We start from the raw sequence: 22,600 nt of genomic DNA, 5'->3' as shown, positions 1-22,600 counted from the left end.
CACCGGAGAAGTCCTGCGCGACTTCACCCTCGACCCCACCAGGGACTACCAGCCCACCGGCGCCCCCAAAGGCCCCAAAGGCCCCAAACGGAAAAAACCGCGGACCTAAAGTAGGTCCGCGGCTATTCCGATGTCTTGCGACATCACATGTGTCGGGCTGACAGGATTTGAACCTGCGACCACTTGACCCCCAGTCAAGTGCGCTACCAAGCTGCGCCACAGCCCGTGGTGCCTCCGGGATCGCCGGTAGGCGGACGAAAGCTTACAACAGGCTTACCCCTGGGTCCCAACCGCGTCGGCCACGCGACAGGCGGGTAACCCCGTCAGATGACGACGACGCGCGACGACACTCCCCTGTGGCTGTTCGCCGATCAGCTCGGCCCCGCGGTTCACGGCGGCGAGCATGCCCACCGTGAGGTTCTGCTCATCGAGGCCACGTCTGCGCTCGCGAAGCGTCGCTATCACCGCCAGAAGCTGCACCTGGTCCTGTCCGCCCTCCGCCACGCAGACAGCGACCTGGGCGACCGCGCGACCCTGCTCAGCGCGGACACCTATACCGAGGCGCTGGAGCAGTTCAAGCGGCCCGTCCTCGTCCACGAACCCACCTCCCACGCGGCGGAGAAGTTCGTCCACCGCCTCCGCAAGCAGGGCCTGGTCGCCGACGTGCTACCGACCCCCACATTCGCGCTGCCCCGCAAAGACTTTGAAGAGTGGGCCGGCGAACGCACCCGATTCCGCATGGAGGACTTCTACCGGGATCAGCGTCGCCGCTTCGACGTGCTGATGAACGGCTCCGATCCCGTCGGCAACCGGTGGAATTACGACGAGGACAATCGCGAACCCCCACCCAGGAAGCAGTCGACGCTGGACGTCCCTGCGCCCTACAAGCCCCGCGAAGACGACATCGACGAACGGGTTCGGCACGACCTGAATCGGATGAACCTCGACACGGTCGGTGCGGACGGACCCCGCCTCTTCGCCGTCACACCCGCCGAAGCCAAGCGTGCACTGACACGCTTCATCGACCATCGGTTACCGACTTTCGGTCGCTACGAGGACGCGATCATGGGTGATGACTGGGCGATGGCGCATTCATTGCTGTCGGTGCCGCTCAACCTCGGCGTGTTGCACCCGCTCGACGCTGTGGAGGCCGCCGAGCGCGCTTACCGGGACAAGTCGGCGCCGTTGGCCGCCGTCGAAGGTTTCATCCGGCAGATCTTGGGCTGGCGTGAGTACATGTGGCACCTCTACTGGCACTTCGGGCCCGCCTACACCGCCAAGAACGAACTCGGTGCGCGCACCCGCCTGCCTGACTGGTGGGCCGACCTCGACGCCGATGCCGTCACCGCCCGTTGTCTTCATCACGCTCTGGCCGGCGTGCGCGACCGCGGCTGGACTCACCACATCCAGCGGCTCATGGTGCTGGGAAGCCATGCGCTGCAACGCGGCTACCGTCCCGATGAGCTCACCGAGTGGTTCGCGACTGCCTACGTCGACGGCTTCCGCTGGGTGATGCCGACGAATGTCGTCGGCATGAGTCAGCACGCCGACGGCGGTCTGCTGGCCACCAAGCCATACACCTCAGGCGGGGCCTACATCAACAAGATGAGTGATCACTGCGGCGACTGCGCGTACGACCCCAAGAAGCGCATCGGTGAGGACGCCTGCCCCTTCACCGCCGGTTATTGGGCGTTCACCCACCGCCACCGCGAGCTGCTGGCCAAGAACATGCGCACCCGCCGAGCTGTGTCGTCGATGGAGCGTCTGGGTGACATCGAAGCCGTCCTGGAGCAGGAGTCAGCGCGAGATCACTTCTGATTCGGCATTTTCTGGTTCGAGGTCGTCCTCGTCACGCCCGGCACTGTCGGTTGTCGGCTTCGGAGCCCGCGACACCCGCCAGGCGTAGATCACCAGGGACACCCACGCGATGACGATTGCCGAGTAGATCGCCGTCGACCACGGCCAGTGGATGTCGAAGAAGTGCACCAGCTTCTGGCTGTTGGTCAAGACGATGACGCCGCCAACGGCCGATCCCAGCAGCGCCGGGCTGACGCGGCTGACGAGCCACGCGGCGAACGGCGCGGCGATGACACCGCCGACCATCAACCCGACGACGACGGGCCAGTTGTCGAGAAACTCCTCGCGCAGGCCGATGAGGAACCCCAGCGAGGCCGACACCGACACCAGAAACTCCGACGCGCTGACCGAGCCGATGACGGTCCGAGGTGCAGTCTTACCCTGCGAGAGCAGCGTGCTCGTCGTCACCGGGCCCCAGCCACCACCACCCGATGCGTCGATGAAGCCGCCGAACAAGCCCAGCGGGGCGAGGAATTTAGCGCTGTGGCTCGTGCCTTTGGCGCCGAAGGTCAGTGGGGTACGCAGCGAGAAACGCAGCAGGACGTAGATACCGATTCCGACGAGAATCGCCGCCATCAGCGGGGCCGCGTGCTCGGTCGACAGCGACGACAGCAGCGAGGCGCCCACAAATGCGCCGATCGCCCCGGGCGCACCAAGCTTGGCGACGAGCTTCCAGTCGATGTTCTTGAATCGCCAGTGCGCGAGACCGGAGGCGAAGGTTGTGCCCACCTCGGCAAGGTGCACCGCGGCGCTGGCCTGCGCAGCACCGACGCTCGACAGCACCAGCAGCGTCGTGGCGGTGACGCCGAACGCCATGCCCAGCGCGCCATCGACCAGCTGCGCTCCGATACCGACAAGCGTGAAGATGAGAAGCGAACGCATGGGCTGCTTTCAGAAGGGCCGCCTCGGGCGACCGGACGATGGGTGGGGGCGCGTCAGGGACGCGGACAACACCACTCGTCGAAGGCGATCACGCGGCGTGACGGCCAGAAAGGCTCGAGCGCGGACACATCGGACGGCGCCGGCGTGACGAGCACGCGATCAGCCATCGAACATCCCATCGTCGAGTCCTACCCAAAACTCCGCTCAGCTTACACAGTCAACAAGCGCCAGAGCCCAATCAATCCCACCACCACGATGACGCCCCGCAGCATGTTCGGGGACAGCCGCCTTCCGTAGTGCGCACCGACGAAGCCACCGATCAGCGACCCGATGGCGATCAGCCCTGCGGCCGCCCAGCTGATCCGGTCGAAGGCGACGACGGTATAGGCCACTGCCGCCACGATGTTCACGATCAACGACAGCAGGTTCTTCGCCGCGTTCATACGTTGCATGTCTTCGGGAAGAAGCAGGCCCATCACGGCGATCAGCAGAATGCCCTGCGCGGCGGTGAAGTAGCCGCCGTAGACGCCGACCGCGAACGTGCCGACGACCAGCGCCGTCATCCGAGCAGCCGACACGTGGTCGGCGGACTGCCCGCTGGCCTCGGCCCGGCGCTTGGCCCAGGCCTGAATCCGCGGCCCGACCAGCACCAGCACCAGGGCGAGGATCAACAGCGCCGGCACGATCTGGATGAACACCCTCTCCGGAAGGTGCAGCAGTAGCCAGGCGCCGCCCCCCGCGCCGATGAACGAGGCCGGAATCTGCCACGTGAGCCGACTCCACTGGCCCCGCAGTTCGCGGCGATAGCCCCACGTCCCGGACACGCCGCCGGCGACGAGGCCGACGGCGTTCGACATGGTCGCGGTGACGGGCGGGAAGCCCAGCGCAACCAGGGTCGGGAAGGTGATCAGCGTGCCCGAGCCGACGAGCGCATTGATGGCACCGGCCCCCACTCCCGCGAGGGCGATGAGGACCATATCGAGGACGGACACTCGATTGAGCCTATCGGGAACAGCCCATTCGCTCCGATGGGGCAGAAATCGTTTGTACGGCTATCGGCGTCTTGCTCGTCACCGACGCGACTTCGGGCCCCTCTTCTCGCGGACCCGAACGTTGATGCGGATCGGGCTGCCCTCGAATCCGAACGTCTCGCGAAGCCTGCGCTCGAGGAAACGGCGATACCCCGCCTCGAGAAAGCCGGACGTGAACAGCACGAAGGTCGGCGGTCGCGCCGTCGCCTGGGTGGCGAACAGGATCCGAGGCTGCTTGCCGCCGCGGACCGGAGGGGGCGTCGCCGCCACGACCTCTTTGAGGAACGTGTTGAGCTGACCCGTCGTGATCCGCTTGTCCCACGACGCCAGCGAGGTCTCCAACGCAGGCACCAGCTTCTGCACGGCGCGCCCGGTTTTCGCCGAGATGTTCACTCTCGGGGCCCACTGAAGCTGCGCCAGCTGCAGATCGATCTCCCGGTCCAGCAGATACCGACGGTCCTCGTCGACGAGGTCCCACTTGTTGAACGCCAGCACCAGCGCCCGGCCCGCCTCGATGACCATCGACAACACCCGCTGGTCCTGCTCCGTGAGCGGCTGCGACGCGTCGACGAGGACGATGGCCACCTCGGCGGAATCGATCGCGCCATGGGTGCGCACCGATGCGTAGAACTCGTGCCCGCTGGCCTGCCCGACCTTGCGGCGCAGACCGGCGGTGTCGACGAAACGCCAGAGCTTGCCGTCCATTTCGATCAGCGAGTCGACCGGGTCGACCGTCGTTCCGGCGACGTCGTGCACCACCGACCGCTCGTCACCCGAAAGCCGGTTCAGCAGTGAGGATTTGCCGACGTTCGGCTTGCCGATCAGCGCCACCCGGCGCGGCCCGCCGCCCCCTCCGCCCGCCACCTCCGAAACGGTGGGCAGCGCCCTGATGACGGTGTCCAGCAGGTCGGCGACGCCGCGCCCGTGCATGGCGCTGATCGTGTGCGGTTCACCCAGCCCGAGCGACCACAGCGCCGCGGCGTCGGCCTCGCCCCGCTCGTTGTCGACCTTGTTGGCGGCGAGAAAAACCGGTTTACCGGAGCGCTGAAGCAGTCTCGCGGCGGCTTCGTCGGCGGCGGTGGCCCCGACGACCGCGTCGACGACGAAGATGATTCCATCGGCGGTGCGCATGGCAACCGAGGCCTGATCGGCGACGAGCTGCTGCAAGCCCTTGGCGTCGGGCTCCCATCCGCCGGTGTCCTGGACGACGAACCGCTGCCCCGCCCAGGATGCGTCGTAGGACACCCGGTCGCGCGTCACGCCAGGGATGTCCTGGACGACCGCCTCCCGGCGACCGAGGATGCGGTTGACAAGCGTGGACTTCCCGACGTTCGGCCGGCCGACGACGGCCACCACGGGTGGCGGCGCCGAGACTTCCTCGATCGCCTCGGACACCTCTTCGGCACCGACCTCCCAATCGCCTTCGTCGAACCACACGCCGTCCCCGGCGGTCGAGCCGTCATCCGTGCCGTCAGTGCCATCCGAACTCATTGCCCCACACCCACTTTCTGCGCTACGAGCTCAGTCAGAAAAGTGATGACCTCGGATTGGTTCATCTCGCTGGTGTCCACCACGACGGCATCGTCGGCGGCCCGCAGCGGCGAGACCGCGCGGGTGGAGTCGAGATGATCGCGGCGTCTGACATCGGCGAGTACCGTCTCGTAGTCGCTGGGCAACCCGGCTGCGACGTTCTGGTCGTGACGGCGGCGCGCCCTCTCCTCGGCCGAGGCGGTCAGGAATATCTTCACATCCGCGTCGGGCAGCACGACCGTCCCGATGTCGCGGCCTTCGACCACGACATTGCCTGGGGCCGAAGCGAGTTCGCGCTGCAGCTCGACCAGACGCACCCGCACCTCGGGCACCGCCGACACCGCCGACACCGCCTTGGTGACGGCGTCGCCCCGAATCTCGGCCGAGACGTCCTCCCCCGCAAGGTAGGAGCGGTCGGTGTCCGGGTCGTGTCCGACGGCCAGATCGACATCGCTGACCGCCGCCGCAATGGCCGCGGTGTCGTCGAGGTCGATGTCCGAACGCAGCACGCTCAACGTCACGATCCGATACATCGCGCCCGTGTCGAGATAGTCGGCATCCAGTGCCTTCGCCAAACCCCTTGCCACCGAGGACTTTCCGGTTCCTGCGGGACCGTCGATCGCGATCACCAGGGACTGGCTCACAAACCCACCGCCTTGTACAGTTCGCCGATCTCCTTCTGGGTCAGCACCCGGATGCTTCCGGGCCGTTGGTCGCCGAGGGTGACTGCACCGATGTCTGTGCGGACCAGTTCCTGCACCGGAAAGCCGACCTCGGCCAGCAACCGGCGCACGATGTGTTTGCGGCCTTCGTGCAGCGTCACCCGGACCAGCGTCTTGCCCGGCACGGTGTCGACCACCGCGAAGTCGTCGATCACGACCGGTCCGTCGTCGAGCTCGATGCCTCCGCGCAGCTTCTTGCCCAGGCCGCGCGGCACCGAGCCGAGGACGGTGGCCACATAGGACTTCGGCACCTCGAAGGAGGGATGCATGAGGCGGTGGGCCAGTTCGCCGTCGTTGGTCAGCAGTAGCAGCCCTTCGGTGTCGGCGTCCAAGCGTCCGACGTGAAACAGGTTCTTGTTTCCGCGAACCCGGTGCTCGACCAGGTCTCCGATGCAGGGACGTCCCCGATCGTCGGACATCGTGGAGTGCATTCCGCGCGGCTTGTTGATCGCGAGGTACATCCGCTCGTCGTCGACTGAGATACGTGCCCCGTCGACGCGTATCACCGAGACCTCGGGATCGACCCGGGTGCCCAGTTCGGTGACGATCTGGTCGTCGACCTCGACGCGGCCGTCGCGAATCATCTTCTCAGCAACGCGTCGCGAGGCGATTCCCGCCTGGGACAACACTTTTTGCAGACGTACGCCGTCACCATCGGTCATGTTCAGTCCTGATCCACGTCGAACGACGCCGGCACCTCGGGTGCCGACGCGGTTCCGTTGAGCTTCATGAAACGCGGCTCTTCGCTGAGGGTTTCACTGATGTCGTCGATCACGTCGACGTCGGGCAGCAGCGGTGCGATGTCGGGCAGATCGGTCAGCGACGTCAACCCCAGGCGCTCCAGGAACAATTCCGTGGTGGCGAACGTCACCGCCCCCGAGTCGGCATCCGTGCCGGCTTCGGTGATCAGCCCCCGGGCCATCAGCGTGCGCATCACCGCGTCGACGTTGACGCCGCGCACCGCACTCACCCGGGCCCGCGTGACGGGCTGGCGGTAGGCCACCACAGCGAGAGTCTCCAACGCGGCGCGGGTCAGCTTCGAACGAGCGCCGTCCAGCAGCAGCTTCTCCACGTACGGCGCGTACTTGGACCGGGTGTACATCCGCCATCCGCCCCCGGCTTCGCGGAGGTCGATACCGCTGTCGCGGGCGGCGAAGCCGTCGGCCAGGACATGCAGCCGGCCGGCCACCCGCCCGGGCGGCTGGCCCGTGGCGGTGGCCAGCGAATCCACGGATGCCGGGGTGTCAACGACGAGCAGCAACGCCTCCAGGACGGCGTCGAGTTCGATGTCGTCCAGTTCGGGAACGGCGAACTCGTCGACGTCGTCGGCGCCGAGCGCGTCGACCGGACCGGCGTCGGGCTCGTCCTGAGCCGAAATGTCTTCTGTCATCGTCTTTCTATTCCGCATCCGCGGTTGCCAGCTGTTCGCTGGTCGGCCGCTCGCCGGTCCACGAAATCTGGAGCACACCAAGCGCTTCTGGTTGCTCGAATGCTACCGCCCGCGCTCGATACAACTCGAGCAGCGCCAGGAACCTTCCGACGATCTCCATCGGCATCCGGCAGTCGGCGACCAGATCGGAGAACGACGCCCAGTGGCCGATCCCCCGCTGTTCCAACAGCGACATGAGGTTCGCGGCCTGCTCGGGCACCGAGACAGCCACCTGGTGTAGATGGTCGAGTCCGACAGAGGGCACCGCGCGGGGTGTGAACGCGGCCGCGGCGATCTCGGCGAATCGGGGCGCGTCGACGCCGAGCATCACCTCGGGTAGCAGTTCCGAATAACGGTCTTCGAGCGACACCGCGCGCGGGTAGCTGCGCATCGCCGCGGCCTCGAGTTCGGCGAACATCTCCGCGACGTGTTTGAACGCGCGGTATTGCAGCAGCCGCGCGAACAGCAGATCACGAACCTCGAGCAGGGCGAGGTCATCCTCGTCGTGGATCTCGCCGGCGGGCAGCAGGCGCGCGGCCTTCAGGTCGAGCAGCGTGGCGGCGACCACCAGAAATGACGTCGTCTCGTCGAGCTCCAGCTGAGGGCCGATCTCCTTGGTGTAGGCGATGAACTCGTCGGTGACCTGATGCAGCGCGACCTCGGTGACGTCGAGGCGGTGGCCGAAGATGAGCTGAAGCAGCAGATCGAACGGGCCCTCGAAATTGCTCAGCCGGACCTGGAAGCCAACCTGGGTCGACGAGTCGTCGGGCTCTGGAGGGGTCGACGTCTCGCTCACGCGCCGAACCGGTGGATGACCTCACGCGCCAGCGCCCGATATGCTTCGGCCCCAGCCGATTTGGGCGCCCACGTGGTGATGGGTTCGCCGGCGACGCTGGTTTCGGGGAAGCGCACGGTGCGGGTGATCACGGTGTCGAACACCAGATCGCCGAAACGCTCGACCACGCGGGCCATCACCTCGCGGGAGTTGACCGTCCTGGGGTCGTACCGCGTGATCAGGATTCCGCTGATGGACAGCTTGGGGTTGAGCCGGTCGTGCACCTTCTCGACGGTGTCGGTCAGCAAGGCCAGACCGCGCAGCGAGAAGAACTCGCACTCGGTCGGGATGACCACACCGTCGCTGCACGCCAGCCCGTTGACGGTGAGCAGTCCGAGCGACGGCTGGCAGTCGATCAGCACATAGTCGTAGCGGTCCAGCACCGGGTACAGCGCGCGCGCCAGCGACTGCTCGCGGCCCACCTCGTTCACCAGCTGGATCTCCGCGGCGGACAGGTCGATGTTGCTCGGCACCAGGTCCAGTCCGGGCACGCGCGTGGTGATCAGTACCTGGTCGATCGACACCCGTGGCTCCACGAGCAGGTTGTGCACGGTGTGGTCGAGTTCGTAGTGCGGCACTCCGAGGCCTGCCGACAAAGCACCCTGCGGGTCGAGGTCGACCAGAAGGACCCGCCTGCCGTACTCGGCGAGGCTCGCTCCCAGGTTGATCGTCGACGTCGTCTTGCCGACGCCGCCCTTCTGGTTGCACATCGCGATGACCTTCGCGGGGCCGTGCGACGTGCGCGGCGCCGGCTCGGGGATGGCGCGCGGTAGTCGGCCGGTCAGGCCGGGTGTGGGCTCGGGATCCAGTCCGGTGTCGTCGGTCATGCCGGACCGTCGCTGGTCAGGCAACCTTCAGGCATGTCGGACATCCGGGCAAGTTTAACGGTGCGCAACGCGCTGGTGAGCCAGACCCGCAGGCCGAAGCGCACCGATCATGCGCGCGGGGCAAAAAATCGTGCCTAATGTGACGATATGAGCACCCGGCAGCGCTCGCGCCTTCTGCAGTGGTCGACGTGGCGACTCGCGCTGGGCATGCCCTCGTTCATGCGGACCGGCCAGATCGGTGACGGCCGCGAGGCGGCGTGTGCGGCCCACGTCGAAGCAAACGCCCGCCCCGGCGACGTCGGCGACGTACTGGCCACGATCGACGCCTTCGCCTACGAGGAGTCGATGCTCGTCAACATCGGTGACGCGAAAGGTGCGCTGCTCGACGCCGCCGTGCGCCGGGCGGCACCAGGCCTGGTGCTCGAGCTCGGTACCTACTGCGGGTACAGCGCGCTGCGCATCGCGCGCGAAGCCCCGACTGCGCGGATCTTCTCGGTCGAATTCTCGCCGGCGAACGCCGAAGTGGCGCGGCGGATCTGGGCACACGCCGGGGTCGGCGACCGGATCACCTGCGTCGTCGGCACCCTCGGCGACGGAGGCCGCACCGTCGACACCCTGGCCCGCGAACACGGCTTCACCGCCGGCGCTGTGGACCTGGTGTTCATCGACCACGACAAGCGGGCCTACCTGCCCGATCTGCGCACCATACTCACGCGTGGTTGGCTGCATCCCGGCTCGATCGTCGTCGCCGACAACGTCGGCATTCCCGGGGCGCCCGCCTACCGGGCGTACATGCGCGGCAACGAAGGCCTGCTGTGGCACACCGCCGAGCATCGAGCCCGCGTCGAATACCAGACGCTGCTGCCCGACCTGGTGCTCGAATCGGAGTATCTCGGCTAGCGACGCGCGGCGATCCGTCTGGCCAACGGTCGCGACGTCCTGGCCACATGGCCGATCAACGCCGGCCTGGGCTCGAATCCGTGAAAGTAGAGGCCGTCGGCGCTCGATGCGCTCGGTGTTCCGTCGGGCCCGAGCACTCCCAGGTGGCCGACCATCCCCGACAAGCCCTGCCCATACCCCGTGGCGGCGATGACCACGTCGGGGTCGACGATGCTGCTGTCGGCCAGGAACACCGTGTCACCTTCGAAGGCGATCACCGCGCCGACGACGGTGACCGACCCGTCTCTCACGACGTCGATGACCTCCCTGTCGACGACGGTCGGTGTGGCGTGTGTCCGGTGGGCTCTGGTGAACGGGCCTTCCTGCGGAACGGGCAGACCGAACTCTGCGAGGTCACCGAAAGCCCTCCGGCGCGCCGCGGCGGCCACGCGGTCAGACAACGCGGGCGACAGCCGAAACAGCGGGATCGACATGACATCGACCGGCAGGCCCGCGGGGCCTCGCCGGACCATGATGTTCGGCGGTGTGCGCACCGACAGCCACACCGTGGCCGCGCCTCCGGTCGCGAGGTCGTGGGCTATCTCCATCCCCGAAGATCCGCTGCCCGCGACTAGCACCTTCTTGCCCTGATAGGGGGCCGGATTCCGGTATTCCGACGAATGGAGCAACTCCCCGCTGAAATGTCCCTTCCAGCCGGGTATCACCGGCGTGTGCTGGTGGCCGGTCGCGATGACGACCTGGTCGGCGTCGATGTCCCCGGACGAGGTGACCAGACGCCAGCCGTCGCTGCGGCGATCGATCCTCACCACATCGGTGTCCAGCTGCATCTCGATGCCGCCGTCCTCGTGGACGTACCGCTCGAGATGGTCGACGACGTCATCCCGGGTCGGATACAGCGGCGTGCCTTTGGGATAGGGCCTGCCCGGCAGGTGCGAGAACTGGCGGCCGGTGTTCAGCCTCAGCCGGTCATAGCGGTTGCGCCACGACACGGCGACCTTGCCTGCGCGGTCGATCAGGAGGGGCTGGATGCCGTGATCTTGGAGGCTCAACGCCGCGGAGATCCCCGCAGGTCCGGCTCCGACCACGACTGCTCGGAAGTCGCTCATACCTCCGGGAACACCGTGGCGAGCCGAGATTGTGCAGCGATTTTCACTGCGCCCGAGGATGCGCCCCCGCCCAGACCTCACGCAAGGCGTTCACCGTGACCATCGTGTAGATCTGGGTCGTCGTCACCGAGGCGTGCCCGAGAAGTTCCTGCACGACACGGACGTCGGCGCCACCGTCGAGCAGGTGCGTGGCGAAGGAGTGTCGCAACACATGCGGGGACACCGTCGCGGTGATGCCCGCTCGGTCGGCAGCGTCCTGCAGGACCTGCCACGCGCTCTGCCGCGACAGCCGTCCGCCGCGCGCGTTAAGGAAGATCGCGGGCGTGCCCCTGCCGCGACGCGCGAGGTCCGGCCTGCCGCGCACGAGGTACGTGTCGAGCGCGGTGACGGCTGGACGGCCGATCGGGATCAGCCGCTGCTTTCCGCCCTTTCCGCGCAGCAGGACCGACCTCGCCCGGGTGTCGACGTCGTCGATGTCGAGGCCGACGGCTTCGGAGATCCGGGCACCGGTCGAATACAGCAGCTCGAGCAGCGCGCGGTTGCGCAGTGTCAGGGGCGAGTCGGCGTCGCTGTCGCCGCCCGCTGCCTCCAGCAGCGCGAGCACCTCGTCGAGAGTCAGACTTTTGGGCAGCCGTCGGCTGGGCGTCGGCGGCTTGACGTCGCGGGCCACGTCGATCGCCGCGATACCCTCGGCGGCCGCGAACTTGTGCAGCCCGCGTACGGCGATCAGCGCTCTGGCCGCCGACACCGCAGACAGCGGCACCACACCGTTGTCGGGGTCTCCGCGGCGCAGGGAAACAAGGAACTCGCTGACGTCGCCCTCGGCGACTCCGGCCAGGTCCGTGACGCCTCGAGCCGTCAGGTGATCGGCGTAGCGCCGCAGGTCTCTGCGGTAGGAGCTGAGGGTGTTCGCCGCGACGCCGCGCTCGATCGCGAGGTGGTCGAGGTAGCCCTGCAGCTGACCGCCCAGGACCGGCGTATCGACACCTGCGGTCATTGATGGCCCACCCGGCGGGCGAACGCTCTCGGCCGGTCGGTCCAGGGGGCGTCGACGGGCCGCAGGGTCTCGGCGTCCGGCATCGCGTGAGCGGCAAGGATGCCCGCGACCGCGATCGAGTTCACGATGTCGCCGGAGTACACCATCGCAACGGCATCGGCGAGGTCGAAACGTTCCACCTTCAAGTCGGCCTCTTCGTCGTGCGCCTCGGGCCGGTCGACCTCGCTCAGCCCGGTGGCCAGAAACACCCGCACGCTCTCGTCGCAGAATCCCGGGGCCGAGTTCGTGTCGACAAGGGTGCGCCAGGTGTCCGCGGCGAGGCCGACCTCCTCGACCAGCTCACGCGCCGCCGATCGATGCGGCTCCTCCCCGCTGAGATCGAGCAGACCGGCGGGCAGCTCCCACAGCCGGCGCCCGAAAGCGTGACGGTATTGGTGGACGAGCACAATTTGGCCGTCGTCATCCAACGCGACGACGGCCACGGCACCGAAGTGCTCGACGACCTCTCGCCGGGCGGTGGTCCCGCCGGGCATGCGGACCTCATCGGCACGCAGGGCCAAGATCTTGCCGACGTAGACCGTCTCGGTGGCGGCAATCGAGAACTCGTGACTACCCGGTGCGTCCTCAGCCACGGGCTGGGGCGTCCTGGAGGGCGTGTTCGGCGCCGTTGGACTGTTGGTCGGCAACAGCAGGCATTTCGACGGGAAGGCGTTCGCCGTTGCTGTATTCGACTGCCGCCCCGATGAACGCGACGAACAGCGGATGTGGACGGGTCGGCCTGCTCTTGAGTTCGGGGTGGGCCTGGGTGCCGACGAGGAACGGGTGCACGTCCGGCGGATACTCGACGAACTCGACGAGATGGCCGTCCGGTGAGGTGCCGGAGAACTGCAGACCACTCGCGGCGATCCGGTCCCGATAGGCGTTGTTCACCTCGTAGCGGTGCCGGTGCCGCTCCGACACCTCGGTGGCATCGTACGCTCTGGCGACCAGAGAGTTCTTCTGCAGCACAGCGGGATACGCGCCGAGGCGCATCGTGCCGCCCAGGTCGGCATCCCCGGCGACGGCGTCGCGCTGGTCGGCCATCGTCGAGATCACCGGGTCTGGGGTGTCGGGATCGAACTCCGCGGAGCTGGCCTCCGTCAGTCCCACCGATCGGGCGGCCTCGATCACGATGCACTGCAGGCCCAGGCACAGACCCAGCACGGGCAAGCCCCGCTTGCGTGCGTAGCGGATGGCGCCGACCTTGCCCTCGATACCGCGGATCCCGAAGCCGCCGGGAATCAGCACGCCGTCGACGTCGGCCAGCGCCGTCGCGGCGCCGATGTCGGTCTCGCAGTCATCGGACGGGATCCAGCGGATGTCCACCTTGGCGTGGTGGGCGAACCCGCCGGCGCGCAGCGCCTCGGCGACGGACAGGTACGCATCGGAGAGGTCGATGTACTTACCCACCAACGCAATCCGCACGGTCTCGCGGGGTTCGTGAACCCGGTGCAGCAGGTCGTTCCATTGCGTCCAGTCGACGTCGCGGAAGGGCAGGTTCAGCCGCCGCACCACGTAGGCGTCGAGTTCCTCGCGGTGCAGCACCTTCGGGATGTCGTAGATCGACGGTGCGTCCGGGGTGGAGATGACGCCGTCGATGTCGACGTCGCACATCAGCGCGATCTTGTTCTTCAGCGGCTCGGGGACGTCCCGGTCGCAGCGCAGGATCAGCGCGTCCGGCTGGATGCCGATGCTGCGCAGCGCGGCCACGGAGTGCTGGGTCGGTTTGGTTTTGAGCTCACCCGAGGGCGCCATGTACGGCACCAGCGAGCAGTGCAGGAAGAAACAGTTCTCGCGACCGACTTCGTGGCGGACCTGGCGGGCGGCTTCGAGGAAGGGCAGCGACTCGATGTCGCCGACAGTGCCGCCGACCTCGGTGATGACGACGTCGGGCCGGTTGCCGTCGTCGTCGGGTTCGGCCATGGCGAGCACTCGGCGCTTGATCTCGTCGGTGATGTGCGGGATCACCTGCACGGTGTCGCCGAGATACTCGCCGCGGCGCTCCTTGGCGATGACCGACGAATAGACCTGCCCGGTGGTGACATTGGCGTAGCCCGACAGATTGCGGTCGAGGAAGCGCTCGTAGTGGCCGACGTCGAGGTCGGTCTCCGCACCGTCCTCGGTGACGAACACCTCGCCGTGCTGGAACGGGTTCATCGTGCCCGGATCGACGTTGAGGTACGGGTCGAGCTTCTGCATCGTCACCTGCAGGCCCCGCGCGGTCAGAAGCTGACCGAGGCTGGACGCCGTCAAGCCCTTACCGAGCGACGACACCACACCACCGGTGACGAAAAGGTGCTTGGTGGCCGTTTGCGGGTGCTTGCGCAACATCCTCGATTGGCCAGGCAAGTGCTACCTCCGTGATGACCGGGCAGGGCTTGTTTCGCTGGGTTGACACCCGGTTTGGGGCCTGCCGACCCACGGAATCTCACCCTAACACCGACACCGACAAGCTGTCGCTGACGCGCCGCGCCACAGGTACCCGTCTACTGAGGCACGGTGACCGACGAGGCTCCCTGGCCGATACCGAACTGGTCGGGCTTGCCCCCGCTGGCCAGCGCGCCGAGCGCGAGAACCGACGTGATGCGACCGGACTCGCTGCCGACGTCGTCGACGGTGCTGACCGCGTTCTTCAGCGCGGCGTCCGACCTCGTCACGGCGACGGCGGAGGTCCCGGTGGCCGATCCGTCGCGACCGACCAGGACCGTTCCCGACCCGTGCGGCGCCAGGCCGGCGGCGAAGCGGGCGACGGTGGAGCCCTGGTTGCCCGCGTCGTCGCCGAGCGGCCCGCCCGTGACGACGAGTGCGGTGTCGGCCGCGCCGATACGTTCGGTGCCGTACGTCACGAAACCGGTGTCGCGCAGCGCGGCCAGCACAGTGTCGCGCTGGGTGTCGTCGACGGGCGTCACCTTCGGATCCCGGTTGATCAACAGCGTGATGCCGAGCAGGTCACCGGCCTGCGAACCCTGGTCGACGGTGGCAGTGCTCAGTTGCGCACCGGCCGGAACGATCGGCGAGTTGACAACCGACAGCAGTTTCTCGGCCGAGTTGGCGTCGACGAACTCCTGGGTCAGGCCGATGGTCCCCGTGACCGTCGCGCCGCCCGCGCCGACGAGACGCGTCAGCGCTTCGACGTCGTCGTCGGCGGCGTCCGGGGTGCGGAAGATGATCACCGACTTCTTCGCCAGGGTGCCCTGCAGGATCCGTGGCGCCATCTGGGCATTGAAATCGCCTGCGGCGCTGAGCTTCTCGTTCAGCGCATTGCGGTCGTCGGTCAACGTGTCGATCTGCTGCTGCATTTCCTGCTTGTCGTCGCGTAGTCCTGACAGCACGGTGTTGGACAGCATTCCCGACCCCAGGGCCACACCGATGGCCAGCGCCAGGAACACCGCAGCGAGCGAGATGGCATGCGAACGCAGCGAGATCATCCGTCAGTCCTCTACGAGACCAGGCCCTGAACCCAGAGCAGGAACTGATTCCAGTACTGCGACACCCACTCGAGCACCGCGGCGTCGGCCCGCGACACCCACAGCGCGGCGATCACCGCGATGAGCATTGCGAGCACCAACAACGCGATCGCACCGCCGGACACGCGGCTGCGGTACAGCGTCGCAACGGCTTTGGCGTCGACGAGCTTCTCCCCGACCTTCATCCTGGTCAGGAAGGTCGACGGATTGCTCTGCTGGCGGGTGCGGTCGAAGAACTCCTCGATGCTCGCGGTATGGCCGACGGTCACGATCAACGATGCGCCGTGATGGTCACACAGCAGCAGCGCCAGGTCGGCGGCCGAACCGGCGGCCGGGAAGGTCATCGCTCCGACCCCGAGGTCCTGGATGCGCTCAAGGCCCGCGGCGTGCCCGTCGGCGTCGGCGGGCAGCACGACCTGGGCGCCGCAGCGCAGCACCTCGGTGCTGATCTTGTCGGGATCACCGACGATCAGCGCGGGCCGGTAACCGGCCTTGCGCAGGATGTCGGCGCCCGTGCCGACACCGACGAGGACCGGCTGATACTCCTTGATGAACGGCTTGAGGGCCTTCAGGTCGGCGGCGGCGTTGTCTTCCTCGGCCACGATCACGACGTGACGGCGGTTCATGTCGACGTCGACGTCCGGGATGCCGATGCCGTCGATCAGCAGCGGGCTCTCACTGCGGATGAACTCGATGGTGTTGCCTGCGAAAGCCTCGAGGTGCGCGACGAGTCCGCCCTTGGCTTCCTGCATCATCTCGTGGATGTCGGCGTCGGTGCGTTCGGTGCCGAGGATCAGCCTCCGGTCACCGGAGTAGACGCCGCCCTCGTTGAGGCGGATGCGCGCACCGTCCTTGACCTTTTTGAAGACCTCGGGGCCCGTGTCGTCGACCAGTGCGATGCCGTTGGCGACCAGCACCTCGGGTCCGAGGTTCGGATAGCGACCCGAGATGGACGCCGACGCGTTGACCACGGCCGCGACACCCGCTTCGACCAGAGCGTCGGCGGTGACGCGGTCGAGGTCGAGCGCATCCAGAACGACGATGTCACCCGGGGTGACCCGTCTCAGAAGTCGATCGATGTCACGGTCAACCCGGGCGGTGCCGGTGATACCTGGCTTTGAGCTGGCATTACGGGACAGCAACGCTGACATCTTCATGGGCCGATTCTGGCCAGCCCCGCCGTGGAATCGTCGGAGGCGCGCCGTAACACCAGCCTCAGAAGTTATCTCTCGTCACAGAAGTCACATTAGTCACACCGTCAGGACGGGCTCTCCCGGTCTTTGCGCGCGGCGTCCAACAGGTCGCGCGCATGCGCCCGGCCACTGTCGGACTCCCCCAGACCGGCGAGCATCCTGGCCAGCTCCGCGACCCGATCGTCGTCGTCGAGCCGACGGACGCCGCTCGACTTCGCCTTGGCCTTCTTTCCGTCCTCCCGCCCGCTGACCCCCTCGACCACGAGATGGGCATCGGCATACGCCGCAACCTGCGGAAGGTGGGTCACCACGATGACCTGATGGGTGCGCGCCAGCCGCGCCAGCCTGCGTCCGATCTGCACGGCCGCCCGTCCCCCGACGCCGGCGTCAACTTCGTCGAACACCATCGTCGTGCCTTCGGTCGAGGCCGACAGCACCACCTCAAGAGCCAGCATCACCCGCGATAACTCACCACCCGAAGCGCTCTTGTTCAGGGGCAGCAGGTCCGACCCGCCGTGAGCCGCGAACCCGAACTCCACAGCGTCCACCCCATCGTGGCCGGCGTGAACCGTCGTCCCCGACGGCAACACCAGCGGGGCGCTGTCGTCGGCGCGAGCAAGAAGGGGTGCGACCGAGATCATGAACTCGGCGCCCGACATCGCCAGGCCCGACAGTTCGGCGGTGACGGCCTTGGACAATCCCTTGGCCGCCTTGATCCGCACCTTCGTGACATCCTCGGCGGCCGACACCACCTTGGCCTGCAGCTCCGCGACGCGACGTTCCATCCCGGCGAGCGTCTCCTCGGAGACGTCGAGCTGCGAAAGGCGTTCGCGAGCCTCCCCGGCCCAGCTCAGCACCCCGTCGATGTCGGCGGCGTACTTTCTGGTCAGAGTCCGCAGCTCGGCCTGCCGGGCCAGCTTGGATTCCAACGTGCTCGCGTCACTGGGAAGTTCGGAGAGGTAGTGGCCCAGCTCGCCGGACACGTCGACCAGCACCGCAAGTGCGGCCCCCAACTGCTCGGCCAGCGCCTTCAGCGGGACATCGTCAGTGTTCTCCAGGGCCGTGCGCGCCTGGCCGACCGCGCCCGCGGCCGAGAACCCGTCGGCGCCGTCGTCTCCGTCGCCGGCCAGCGCCGCCCGCGCCGCCTGGACGGCCTCGCGCAGCGCATCGAGTTCGGACAACCGCCGGATGTCGGCGACCAGTGCCTCGTCCTCGCCGGACTCCGGCGCCACCAGGTCGATCTCCTTCAGCGCGAACTGCAGACGGTCGGCTTCCTGCGCCAGTTCCCGTGTGCGGCGGCGCCGGTCCTCGAGGTCGCGTCTGGCATCGAGCCATTCGTCACGGACCGCACGGTAGCGCCCCAACCTGGTGCCCACGTCGGCGTAGCGATCCAGCGCGGCGCGCTGCTCGTCGGGCCGCATCAACCGCAACTGGTCGTTCTGGCCGTGCAGTGTCAGCAATTCGTTGGTGAACCCGCTCAACGACTTCGCGGGCACACTACGGCCGCCGAGAAACGCCCGCGACGGGCCGTCCCGGTTGACGGAGCGGGCAGCGATGACACTGCCGTCATCGTCGCGTTCGGCGCCGGAGGAATCGAGGATCTCCTCCACCTGAGCGACCACCGAGTCGCCGAGTTCGCTTGTGGTGAAACGACCTTCGACGACGGCACGGTCCGCGCCCGAGCGGACCTTGGTCGCGTCGGCGCGGGCGCCGCCGAGAAGATGCAGCCCGGTCACCACCATCGTCTTACCGGCACCGGTCTCGCCGGTGAGCACGGTCAGCCCGCCGTCGAACTCGGCGGTCGCGGCGTGGATGGCGCCCAGCGCCTCGATACGGATCTCCGCTAGCACTACTGTCCGCGCCACCCCGTGACCGGCAACCGAAACTTGCGCACCAGGCGGTCTGTGAACGGAGCGCTGTCGAGCCGCACCCATTTCAGGGGTGTGCCGCACCGGATCACTTCCAGCCGGCCACCCGCGGGCACGACCATCTCCCGCCTGCCGTCGCAGAACACCAGCGCATCGTGGCCCGTCGACTCGATCTCGATCGCAATGGACGCCTCCGGGCTGGTCACCATCGGTCGGGCGAACAACGCGTGCGCGTTGTTGGGCACCACGATGATCGCCTCCAGGTCGGGCCAGAGCACCGGCCCGCCCGCCGAGAACGCATATGCCGTCGACCCCGTCGGCGTGGACACCAGCACGCCGTCACACCCGAACGACGAGACCGGCCGTCCGTCGACCTCGACGACCACCCCGAGCACACCCAGGCGCGGGCCCTTCTCCAAGCTGGCCTCGTTGAGCGCCCACCCACGGTCGAGTATGTCGCCGCCTGCGCGCACCGTGACGTCGAGCGTCATGCGTTCCTCGACGCGGTAGTCGCGACGCACGATGTGGTCGATCACGGTGTCGATCGCCTCGGCCTCGGCTTCGGCCAGGAAGCCGATCTTGCCCAGGTTGACGCCGAGCACCGGAATCTCGACGTTGCGTGCCAATTCCGCGGCGCGGAGGAAGGTCCCGTCACCGCCGAGCACGAGCACGAGCTCGCATCCTTCTGCGGCGCGCTCGTCGGCGTCGACGACCGCGATCTCGGCGCCCAAGGCCCGCCTGTCGTCGGGCGACAGCGGTATGGGGCCGCGATCGACCGCTTCGGCGGACAGCGCGCGCAACCCGATCCCGTTGTCGGCGAGCACCTTCTCGACGCGGCGCGCGACATCGGCGGCGTCCGGGCGACCGGTATGGACGACGAGCAGGATGGTGCGTTCCGGATTCTCCGTCACTGGGGCCCCTCTTCGACGGCTCGGTGGACCGCGGCGTCGAGCACGTCGGGCGGCAGCGGGTCGGTCTGGGCGCGCAGGTGCAGGAAGTACTCGACATTGCCTGCGGGTCCGGGCAGCGGGCTGGCGGTCACGGCGACAGCGTGCCAGTTCAGCTCGGCCGCACGGCGGGCGACCGTCGACACCGCGTCGGCGCGCAGCAGCGGGTCGGACACCACACCGCCCGCACCCACCCGGTCCTTGCCGACTTCGAACTGCGGTTTCACCATGGGAACGATATCGGCGCCCGGTGACGCGCACGCGGTCAGTGCGGGCAGCACCGTGGCCAGCGAGATGAACGAGAGGTCAGCGACGACGAGGTCGACGGACCCGCCGATCGCATCGGCGGTGAGGTCACGGACGTTGGTGCGTTCCATGACGATCACCCGCGGGTCCGTCCGCACCGGCCAGGCCAATTGGCCGTACCCGACGTCGACGGCGACGACTTCGCGGACATCGCGACCCAGTAGGACCTGGGTGAATCCGCCGGTGGACGCACCGGCATCCAGGCATCGCCGGCCGGCGACGTCGAGTCTGAACGCGTCGAGAGCCCCGATCAGCTTGTGGGCGCCGCGAGACACCCAGCTGTCCTCATCGCCCTGGTCTACGGTCAAGTTCGCGGCGACCGAGACAGCGGTCGCCGGTTTGGCCGCGGGCATTCCGTCGACCCGGACGCGGCCCGCCCCGATGAGCTCGGCAGCCTGCTGGCGCGAACGGGCCAGGCCTCGACGTACCAGTTCGGCGTCCACACGTGCGCGACGCGTCACGCGGATCAGCCCTTCTCGACCGATTCCAGCGCACGCACGAGCAGATCGTGCGCCTCTTCGAGGCGCGCCGCCACGGCGTCGAGATCGGACGCCGACAGGTCGGAGGGTTCGCCGAGGAGTTCGACGACCTGGGCGCGGATCTGGTCGGCTTCGTTACTCATGTCGGAGTTCACGCTAGTCGATGCGGGGCGAGGCCAGCGACCACCGTTCGACGGCCTGTCGCGCGACATCGTCCCCGCCGACGATGGGCCTGCGCGGGATGCCGGCGGACCAGACCGCCGAGGCCACGGCACGCACGACCGACAGCGCGTCGCCCGGGTCGTCTCCGGTGGACGACACCGTGACGTGCTGGTCGTCGATGTCGACATCCCATCCCGGGTCGGGTCCGATCCGCAGGACGTCGGCGTTCTGTCCGGTGAGGGCACGCAAGTCCTCGGCGAGGAAGTCGGGGCGCTGCTCGGCCACCGCCCAGATCGCGTCCTCGGCGGAGTTCACGCCGCAGAGCACCATCAGGCTGGGGAGTTGCGCGGCGACCGCGCCGGCGATGTCGGTGTCGAGGCGGTCCCCGATGACCAGCGGCGTGTCGAAGTCGCCGCGCGACAGGGCATCTGACATCAACGCCGGGGCGGGCTTGCCTGCCACCTGGGGTTCGGTGTCGGTGGCGGTGCGCAGCGCCGCGACCATGGAACCGTTCCCGGGAAGCAGTCCTCGTTCCGAAGGCAGGGTCTTGTCGACGTTGGCTGCAACCCACAGGGCTCCCGAGCGAATCGTCAGTGCCGCCTCGGCGAGGATCTGCCAGCCGGTCTCCGGGTTGTGTCCCTGGACGACGGCGACCGGGCTCTGCGCCCATTCCCGGACCGGCTCCAGACCGACCGCGCTGACCTCGGCGGCCAGCGAGCCGGTCCCGACGACTAGAACCTTCGCCCCGCCGGGCAACTGCTCGGCCAGGAGCCGGGCCGCGCTCTGGGCGCTGGTGACGACGTCGTCGGGCGCTGCCGAGAATCCGAGTTCGCACAGGTGATCGGCGACCTGCCCAGCGCTGCGCGAGGCGTTGTTGGTGACGAACAGGATCCGGGATTCGACTCCGGCGAGCGTCTCGACCGCTCCCGGGGTGGGCTCATGCCCGCGGAACACGGTGCCATCGAGATCAAGCAGCAGACAATCATGTTGCTGCGCAAGAGTGTTCACGTCAGGACAGCTCCGTGATCCGATCCTCGGCGTCGGTGACGCCTTCGACATCAGCCTCGGCGGCGTGTAGGAACCATTGCAACGCTTCGTCTTTGCGATCGAGAGCGAGCAGCGTGTCGGCGTAGGCGTAGAACAGCCGCGCCGAGGTCTGGCCGGACCGGGACGGGTCGAGCGCGGGCGTGGAGAGAACGGCGAGCGCTTGTTCGTGCTGACCGAGATCCGATCGGGCGCCGGCCACGACGATACGAAGTTCGTCGGCGTCGTCGCCGGTGAGTTCGGCCGCCTCCGGACCGCGGGCAAGCTCGATCGCGCGTTCCGGGCGTCCGACGCCGCGCTCACAATCGGCGATCAACGCCAATAATGGTGAGCGACTGCCCATTCGGCGTGCCGCCCGAAGCTCCGCGAGGGCCTGTGCCCAATCCCCGCACTGGTACGCCGCGATACCCACCGCCTCACGCACGGCGGCGATGCGACCCGAACGGGCGCGTGCCGCGCGCGCATGAGCCAACGCAGCTTCGGGATCTTCCTCGAGGAGCTCGCCGGCGGCGACCAGGTGCCGTGCCACCGCATCTGCGGTGGCACGGTCGAGGGTGGTCAGTTCTCCGCGGATTTCGGGGGCAAGCTGCTTGGCCTCGATCTCGGGGGGGATCGGCGGGCCGCCGGTACGCGAGTCGTCGCTGTCTGCTTTCGGCTGCGTCGGCCGTGCCCGGTGCGGACCAGAGGATCGCGGAGCCGACCGTTGGTCGCGGCGGGGGCGCTGCCCGCCGCCGTTCGAGGCGCGGTGGGGTCGACGATCGCCGCGGCCACCCTGATTGTCTTGGGGCACGACAAAAGGATACGGCGAAGATCATTTCGCTCATAATCAATGAAATGGCGAATTGCCCAGCGAAAAGGAAAATCGCCCCCCGCGCATTTGCGCGGGGGGCGATTCCAATGTGTGTTCGGCGGTGTCCTACTTTTCCACCCGGGTGGGTAGTATCATCGGCGCTGGTAGGCTTAGCTTCCGGGTTCGGGA

Annotated in this window: 22 protein-coding genes and 1 tRNA gene; 2 read left to right on the top strand and 21 right to left on the bottom strand. The window is 67.8% G+C overall.

What is annotated here, in order from left to right; all coding sequences use genetic code 11:
• Positions 1-152: 152 nt before the first annotated feature.
• Positions 153-226 (bottom strand) — tRNA-Pro (locus ACAG24_RS29150).
• A gap of 101 nt (positions 227-327) precedes the next feature.
• On the opposite strand from ACAG24_RS29150, the gene ACAG24_RS29145 reads away from it, so the two are divergent.
• Positions 328-1,818: a cryptochrome/photolyase family protein gene (locus ACAG24_RS29145; RefSeq protein WP_370476258.1), complete on the top strand. Its 1,491-nt coding sequence runs from the start codon at positions 328-330 to the stop codon at positions 1,816-1,818.
• Here the strand turns inward: ACAG24_RS29145 and ACAG24_RS29140 are convergent.
• The 8 genes from ACAG24_RS29140 to ACAG24_RS29105 all read right to left on the bottom strand — a co-directional run bounded on the left by ACAG24_RS29140 (position 1,798) and on the right by ACAG24_RS29105 (position 9,113).
• The gene (locus ACAG24_RS29140) at positions 1,798-2,739 is read right to left on the bottom strand and encodes a sulfite exporter TauE/SafE family protein (RefSeq protein WP_370476261.1); all 942 of its coding nucleotides are present in this window, start codon (positions 2,737-2,739) and stop codon (positions 1,798-1,800) included. The genes ACAG24_RS29145 and ACAG24_RS29140 overlap by 21 nt on opposite strands.
• 209 nt (positions 2,740-2,948) lie before the next feature.
• On the bottom strand, positions 2,949-3,716 hold the full coding sequence (locus ACAG24_RS29135) for a sulfite exporter TauE/SafE family protein (RefSeq protein WP_370476305.1): 768 nt from the start codon (positions 3,714-3,716) through the stop codon (positions 2,949-2,951).
• Between the two features lie 93 nt (positions 3,717-3,809).
• Positions 3,810-5,261 (bottom strand): ribosome biogenesis GTPase Der, encoded by a 1,452-nt coding sequence (der, locus tag ACAG24_RS29130; RefSeq protein WP_370476263.1) that lies wholly within the window; start codon positions 5,259-5,261, stop codon positions 3,810-3,812.
• A complete protein-coding gene (cmk, locus tag ACAG24_RS29125; protein ID WP_370476266.1) occupies positions 5,258-5,944 on the bottom strand; it encodes a (d)CMP kinase in 687 nt (228 codons plus the stop codon). Before cmk ends, der begins: the two co-directional genes overlap by 4 nt.
• Positions 5,941-6,684 carry a pseudouridine synthase gene (locus ACAG24_RS29120; protein ID WP_370476269.1) on the bottom strand — a complete coding sequence of 248 codons (744 nt, stop codon included), beginning with the start codon at positions 6,682-6,684 and terminating at the stop codon, positions 5,941-5,943. The genes cmk and ACAG24_RS29120 overlap by 4 nt, the downstream gene beginning before the upstream one ends.
• A gap of 2 nt (positions 6,685-6,686) precedes the next feature.
• Positions 6,687-7,412, bottom strand: a complete 726-nt coding sequence (gene scpB / locus ACAG24_RS29115) for an SMC-Scp complex subunit ScpB (RefSeq protein ID WP_370476271.1) — start codon at positions 7,410-7,412, stop codon at positions 6,687-6,689.
• Positions 7,413-7,419: 7 nt separating this feature from the next.
• Entirely contained in the window at positions 7,420-8,247 is an 828-nt protein-coding gene (locus ACAG24_RS29110; protein ID WP_370476274.1) for a segregation/condensation protein A, read from the bottom strand.
• Positions 8,244-9,113 (bottom strand): ParA family protein, encoded by an 870-nt coding sequence (locus tag ACAG24_RS29105; protein ID WP_370476276.1) that lies wholly within the window; start codon positions 9,111-9,113, stop codon positions 8,244-8,246. The genes ACAG24_RS29110 and ACAG24_RS29105 overlap by 4 nt, the downstream gene beginning before the upstream one ends.
• Before the next feature lie 147 nt (positions 9,114-9,260).
• Between ACAG24_RS29105 and ACAG24_RS29100 the strand changes: the two genes are divergently transcribed.
• On the top strand, positions 9,261-10,013 hold the full coding sequence (locus ACAG24_RS29100; RefSeq protein ID WP_370476279.1) for an O-methyltransferase: 753 nt from the start codon (positions 9,261-9,263) through the stop codon (positions 10,011-10,013).
• On the opposite strand, the gene ACAG24_RS29095 is transcribed toward ACAG24_RS29100, so the two are convergent.
• From ACAG24_RS29095 to ACAG24_RS29040, 12 genes are all read right to left on the bottom strand, one after another.
• Complete coding sequence (locus ACAG24_RS29095) at positions 10,010-11,119, bottom strand: flavin-containing monooxygenase (protein ID WP_370476281.1); 1,110 nt, start codon at positions 11,117-11,119, stop codon at positions 10,010-10,012. The two genes, ACAG24_RS29100 and ACAG24_RS29095, sit on opposite strands and share 4 nt — an antisense overlap.
• 43 nt (positions 11,120-11,162) lie before the next feature.
• Positions 11,163-12,116, bottom strand: coding sequence for a site-specific tyrosine recombinase XerD (gene xerD, locus ACAG24_RS29090; RefSeq protein WP_370476284.1), 954 nt, complete (start codon positions 12,114-12,116; stop codon positions 11,163-11,165).
• A complete protein-coding gene (locus tag ACAG24_RS29085) occupies positions 12,113-12,748 on the bottom strand; it encodes an NUDIX domain-containing protein (RefSeq protein WP_370476286.1) in 636 nt (211 codons plus the stop codon). The genes xerD and ACAG24_RS29085 overlap by 4 nt, the downstream gene beginning before the upstream one ends.
• Positions 12,741-14,486 (bottom strand): CTP synthase, encoded by a 1,746-nt coding sequence (gene pyrG, locus ACAG24_RS29080; RefSeq protein ID WP_445206239.1) that lies wholly within the window; start codon positions 14,484-14,486, stop codon positions 12,741-12,743. Before pyrG ends, ACAG24_RS29085 begins: the two co-directional genes overlap by 8 nt.
• A gap of 155 nt (positions 14,487-14,641) precedes the next feature.
• Positions 14,642-15,583: a copper transporter gene (locus ACAG24_RS29075; RefSeq protein ID WP_370476288.1), complete on the bottom strand. Its 942-nt coding sequence runs from the start codon at positions 15,581-15,583 to the stop codon at positions 14,642-14,644.
• An 11-nt stretch (positions 15,584-15,594) separates the two neighbouring features.
• A complete protein-coding gene (gene steA, locus ACAG24_RS29070) occupies positions 15,595-16,779 on the bottom strand; it encodes a putative cytokinetic ring protein SteA (RefSeq protein ID WP_370476290.1) in 1,185 nt (394 codons plus the stop codon).
• 101 nt (positions 16,780-16,880) lie between these two features.
• Entirely contained in the window at positions 16,881-18,665 is a 1,785-nt protein-coding gene (recN, locus tag ACAG24_RS29065) for a DNA repair protein RecN (RefSeq protein WP_370476310.1), read from the bottom strand.
• Positions 18,665-19,594: an NAD kinase gene (locus ACAG24_RS29060; protein ID WP_370476293.1), complete on the bottom strand. Its 930-nt coding sequence runs from the start codon at positions 19,592-19,594 to the stop codon at positions 18,665-18,667. The genes recN and ACAG24_RS29060 overlap by 1 nt, the downstream gene beginning before the upstream one ends.
• Positions 19,591-20,397: a TlyA family RNA methyltransferase gene (locus ACAG24_RS29055; RefSeq protein WP_370476295.1), complete on the bottom strand. Its 807-nt coding sequence runs from the start codon at positions 20,395-20,397 to the stop codon at positions 19,591-19,593. Before ACAG24_RS29055 ends, ACAG24_RS29060 begins: the two co-directional genes overlap by 4 nt.
• Positions 20,398-20,402: 5 nt before the next feature.
• A complete protein-coding gene (locus ACAG24_RS29050; protein ID WP_370476298.1) occupies positions 20,403-20,558 on the bottom strand; it encodes a hypothetical protein in 156 nt (51 codons plus the stop codon).
• A gap of 13 nt (positions 20,559-20,571) precedes the next feature.
• Positions 20,572-21,585 (bottom strand): HAD-IIA family hydrolase, encoded by a 1,014-nt coding sequence (locus tag ACAG24_RS29045; RefSeq protein ID WP_370476300.1) that lies wholly within the window; start codon positions 21,583-21,585, stop codon positions 20,572-20,574.
• A gap of 1 nt (position 21,586) precedes the next feature.
• On the bottom strand, positions 21,587-22,411 hold the full coding sequence (locus tag ACAG24_RS29040; RefSeq protein ID WP_370476302.1) for a tetratricopeptide repeat protein: 825 nt from the start codon (positions 22,409-22,411) through the stop codon (positions 21,587-21,589).
• Between the last annotated feature and the right edge of the window lie 189 nt (positions 22,412-22,600).

This window comes from Mycobacterium bulgaricum, assembly GCF_041287165.2.
GTDB lineage: Bacteria > Actinomycetota > Actinomycetes > Mycobacteriales > Mycobacteriaceae > Mycobacterium > Mycobacterium bulgaricum.
The sequence above is the reverse complement of the archived record's forward strand: the minus strand, read 5'-3'. Positions and strand labels throughout refer to the sequence as shown.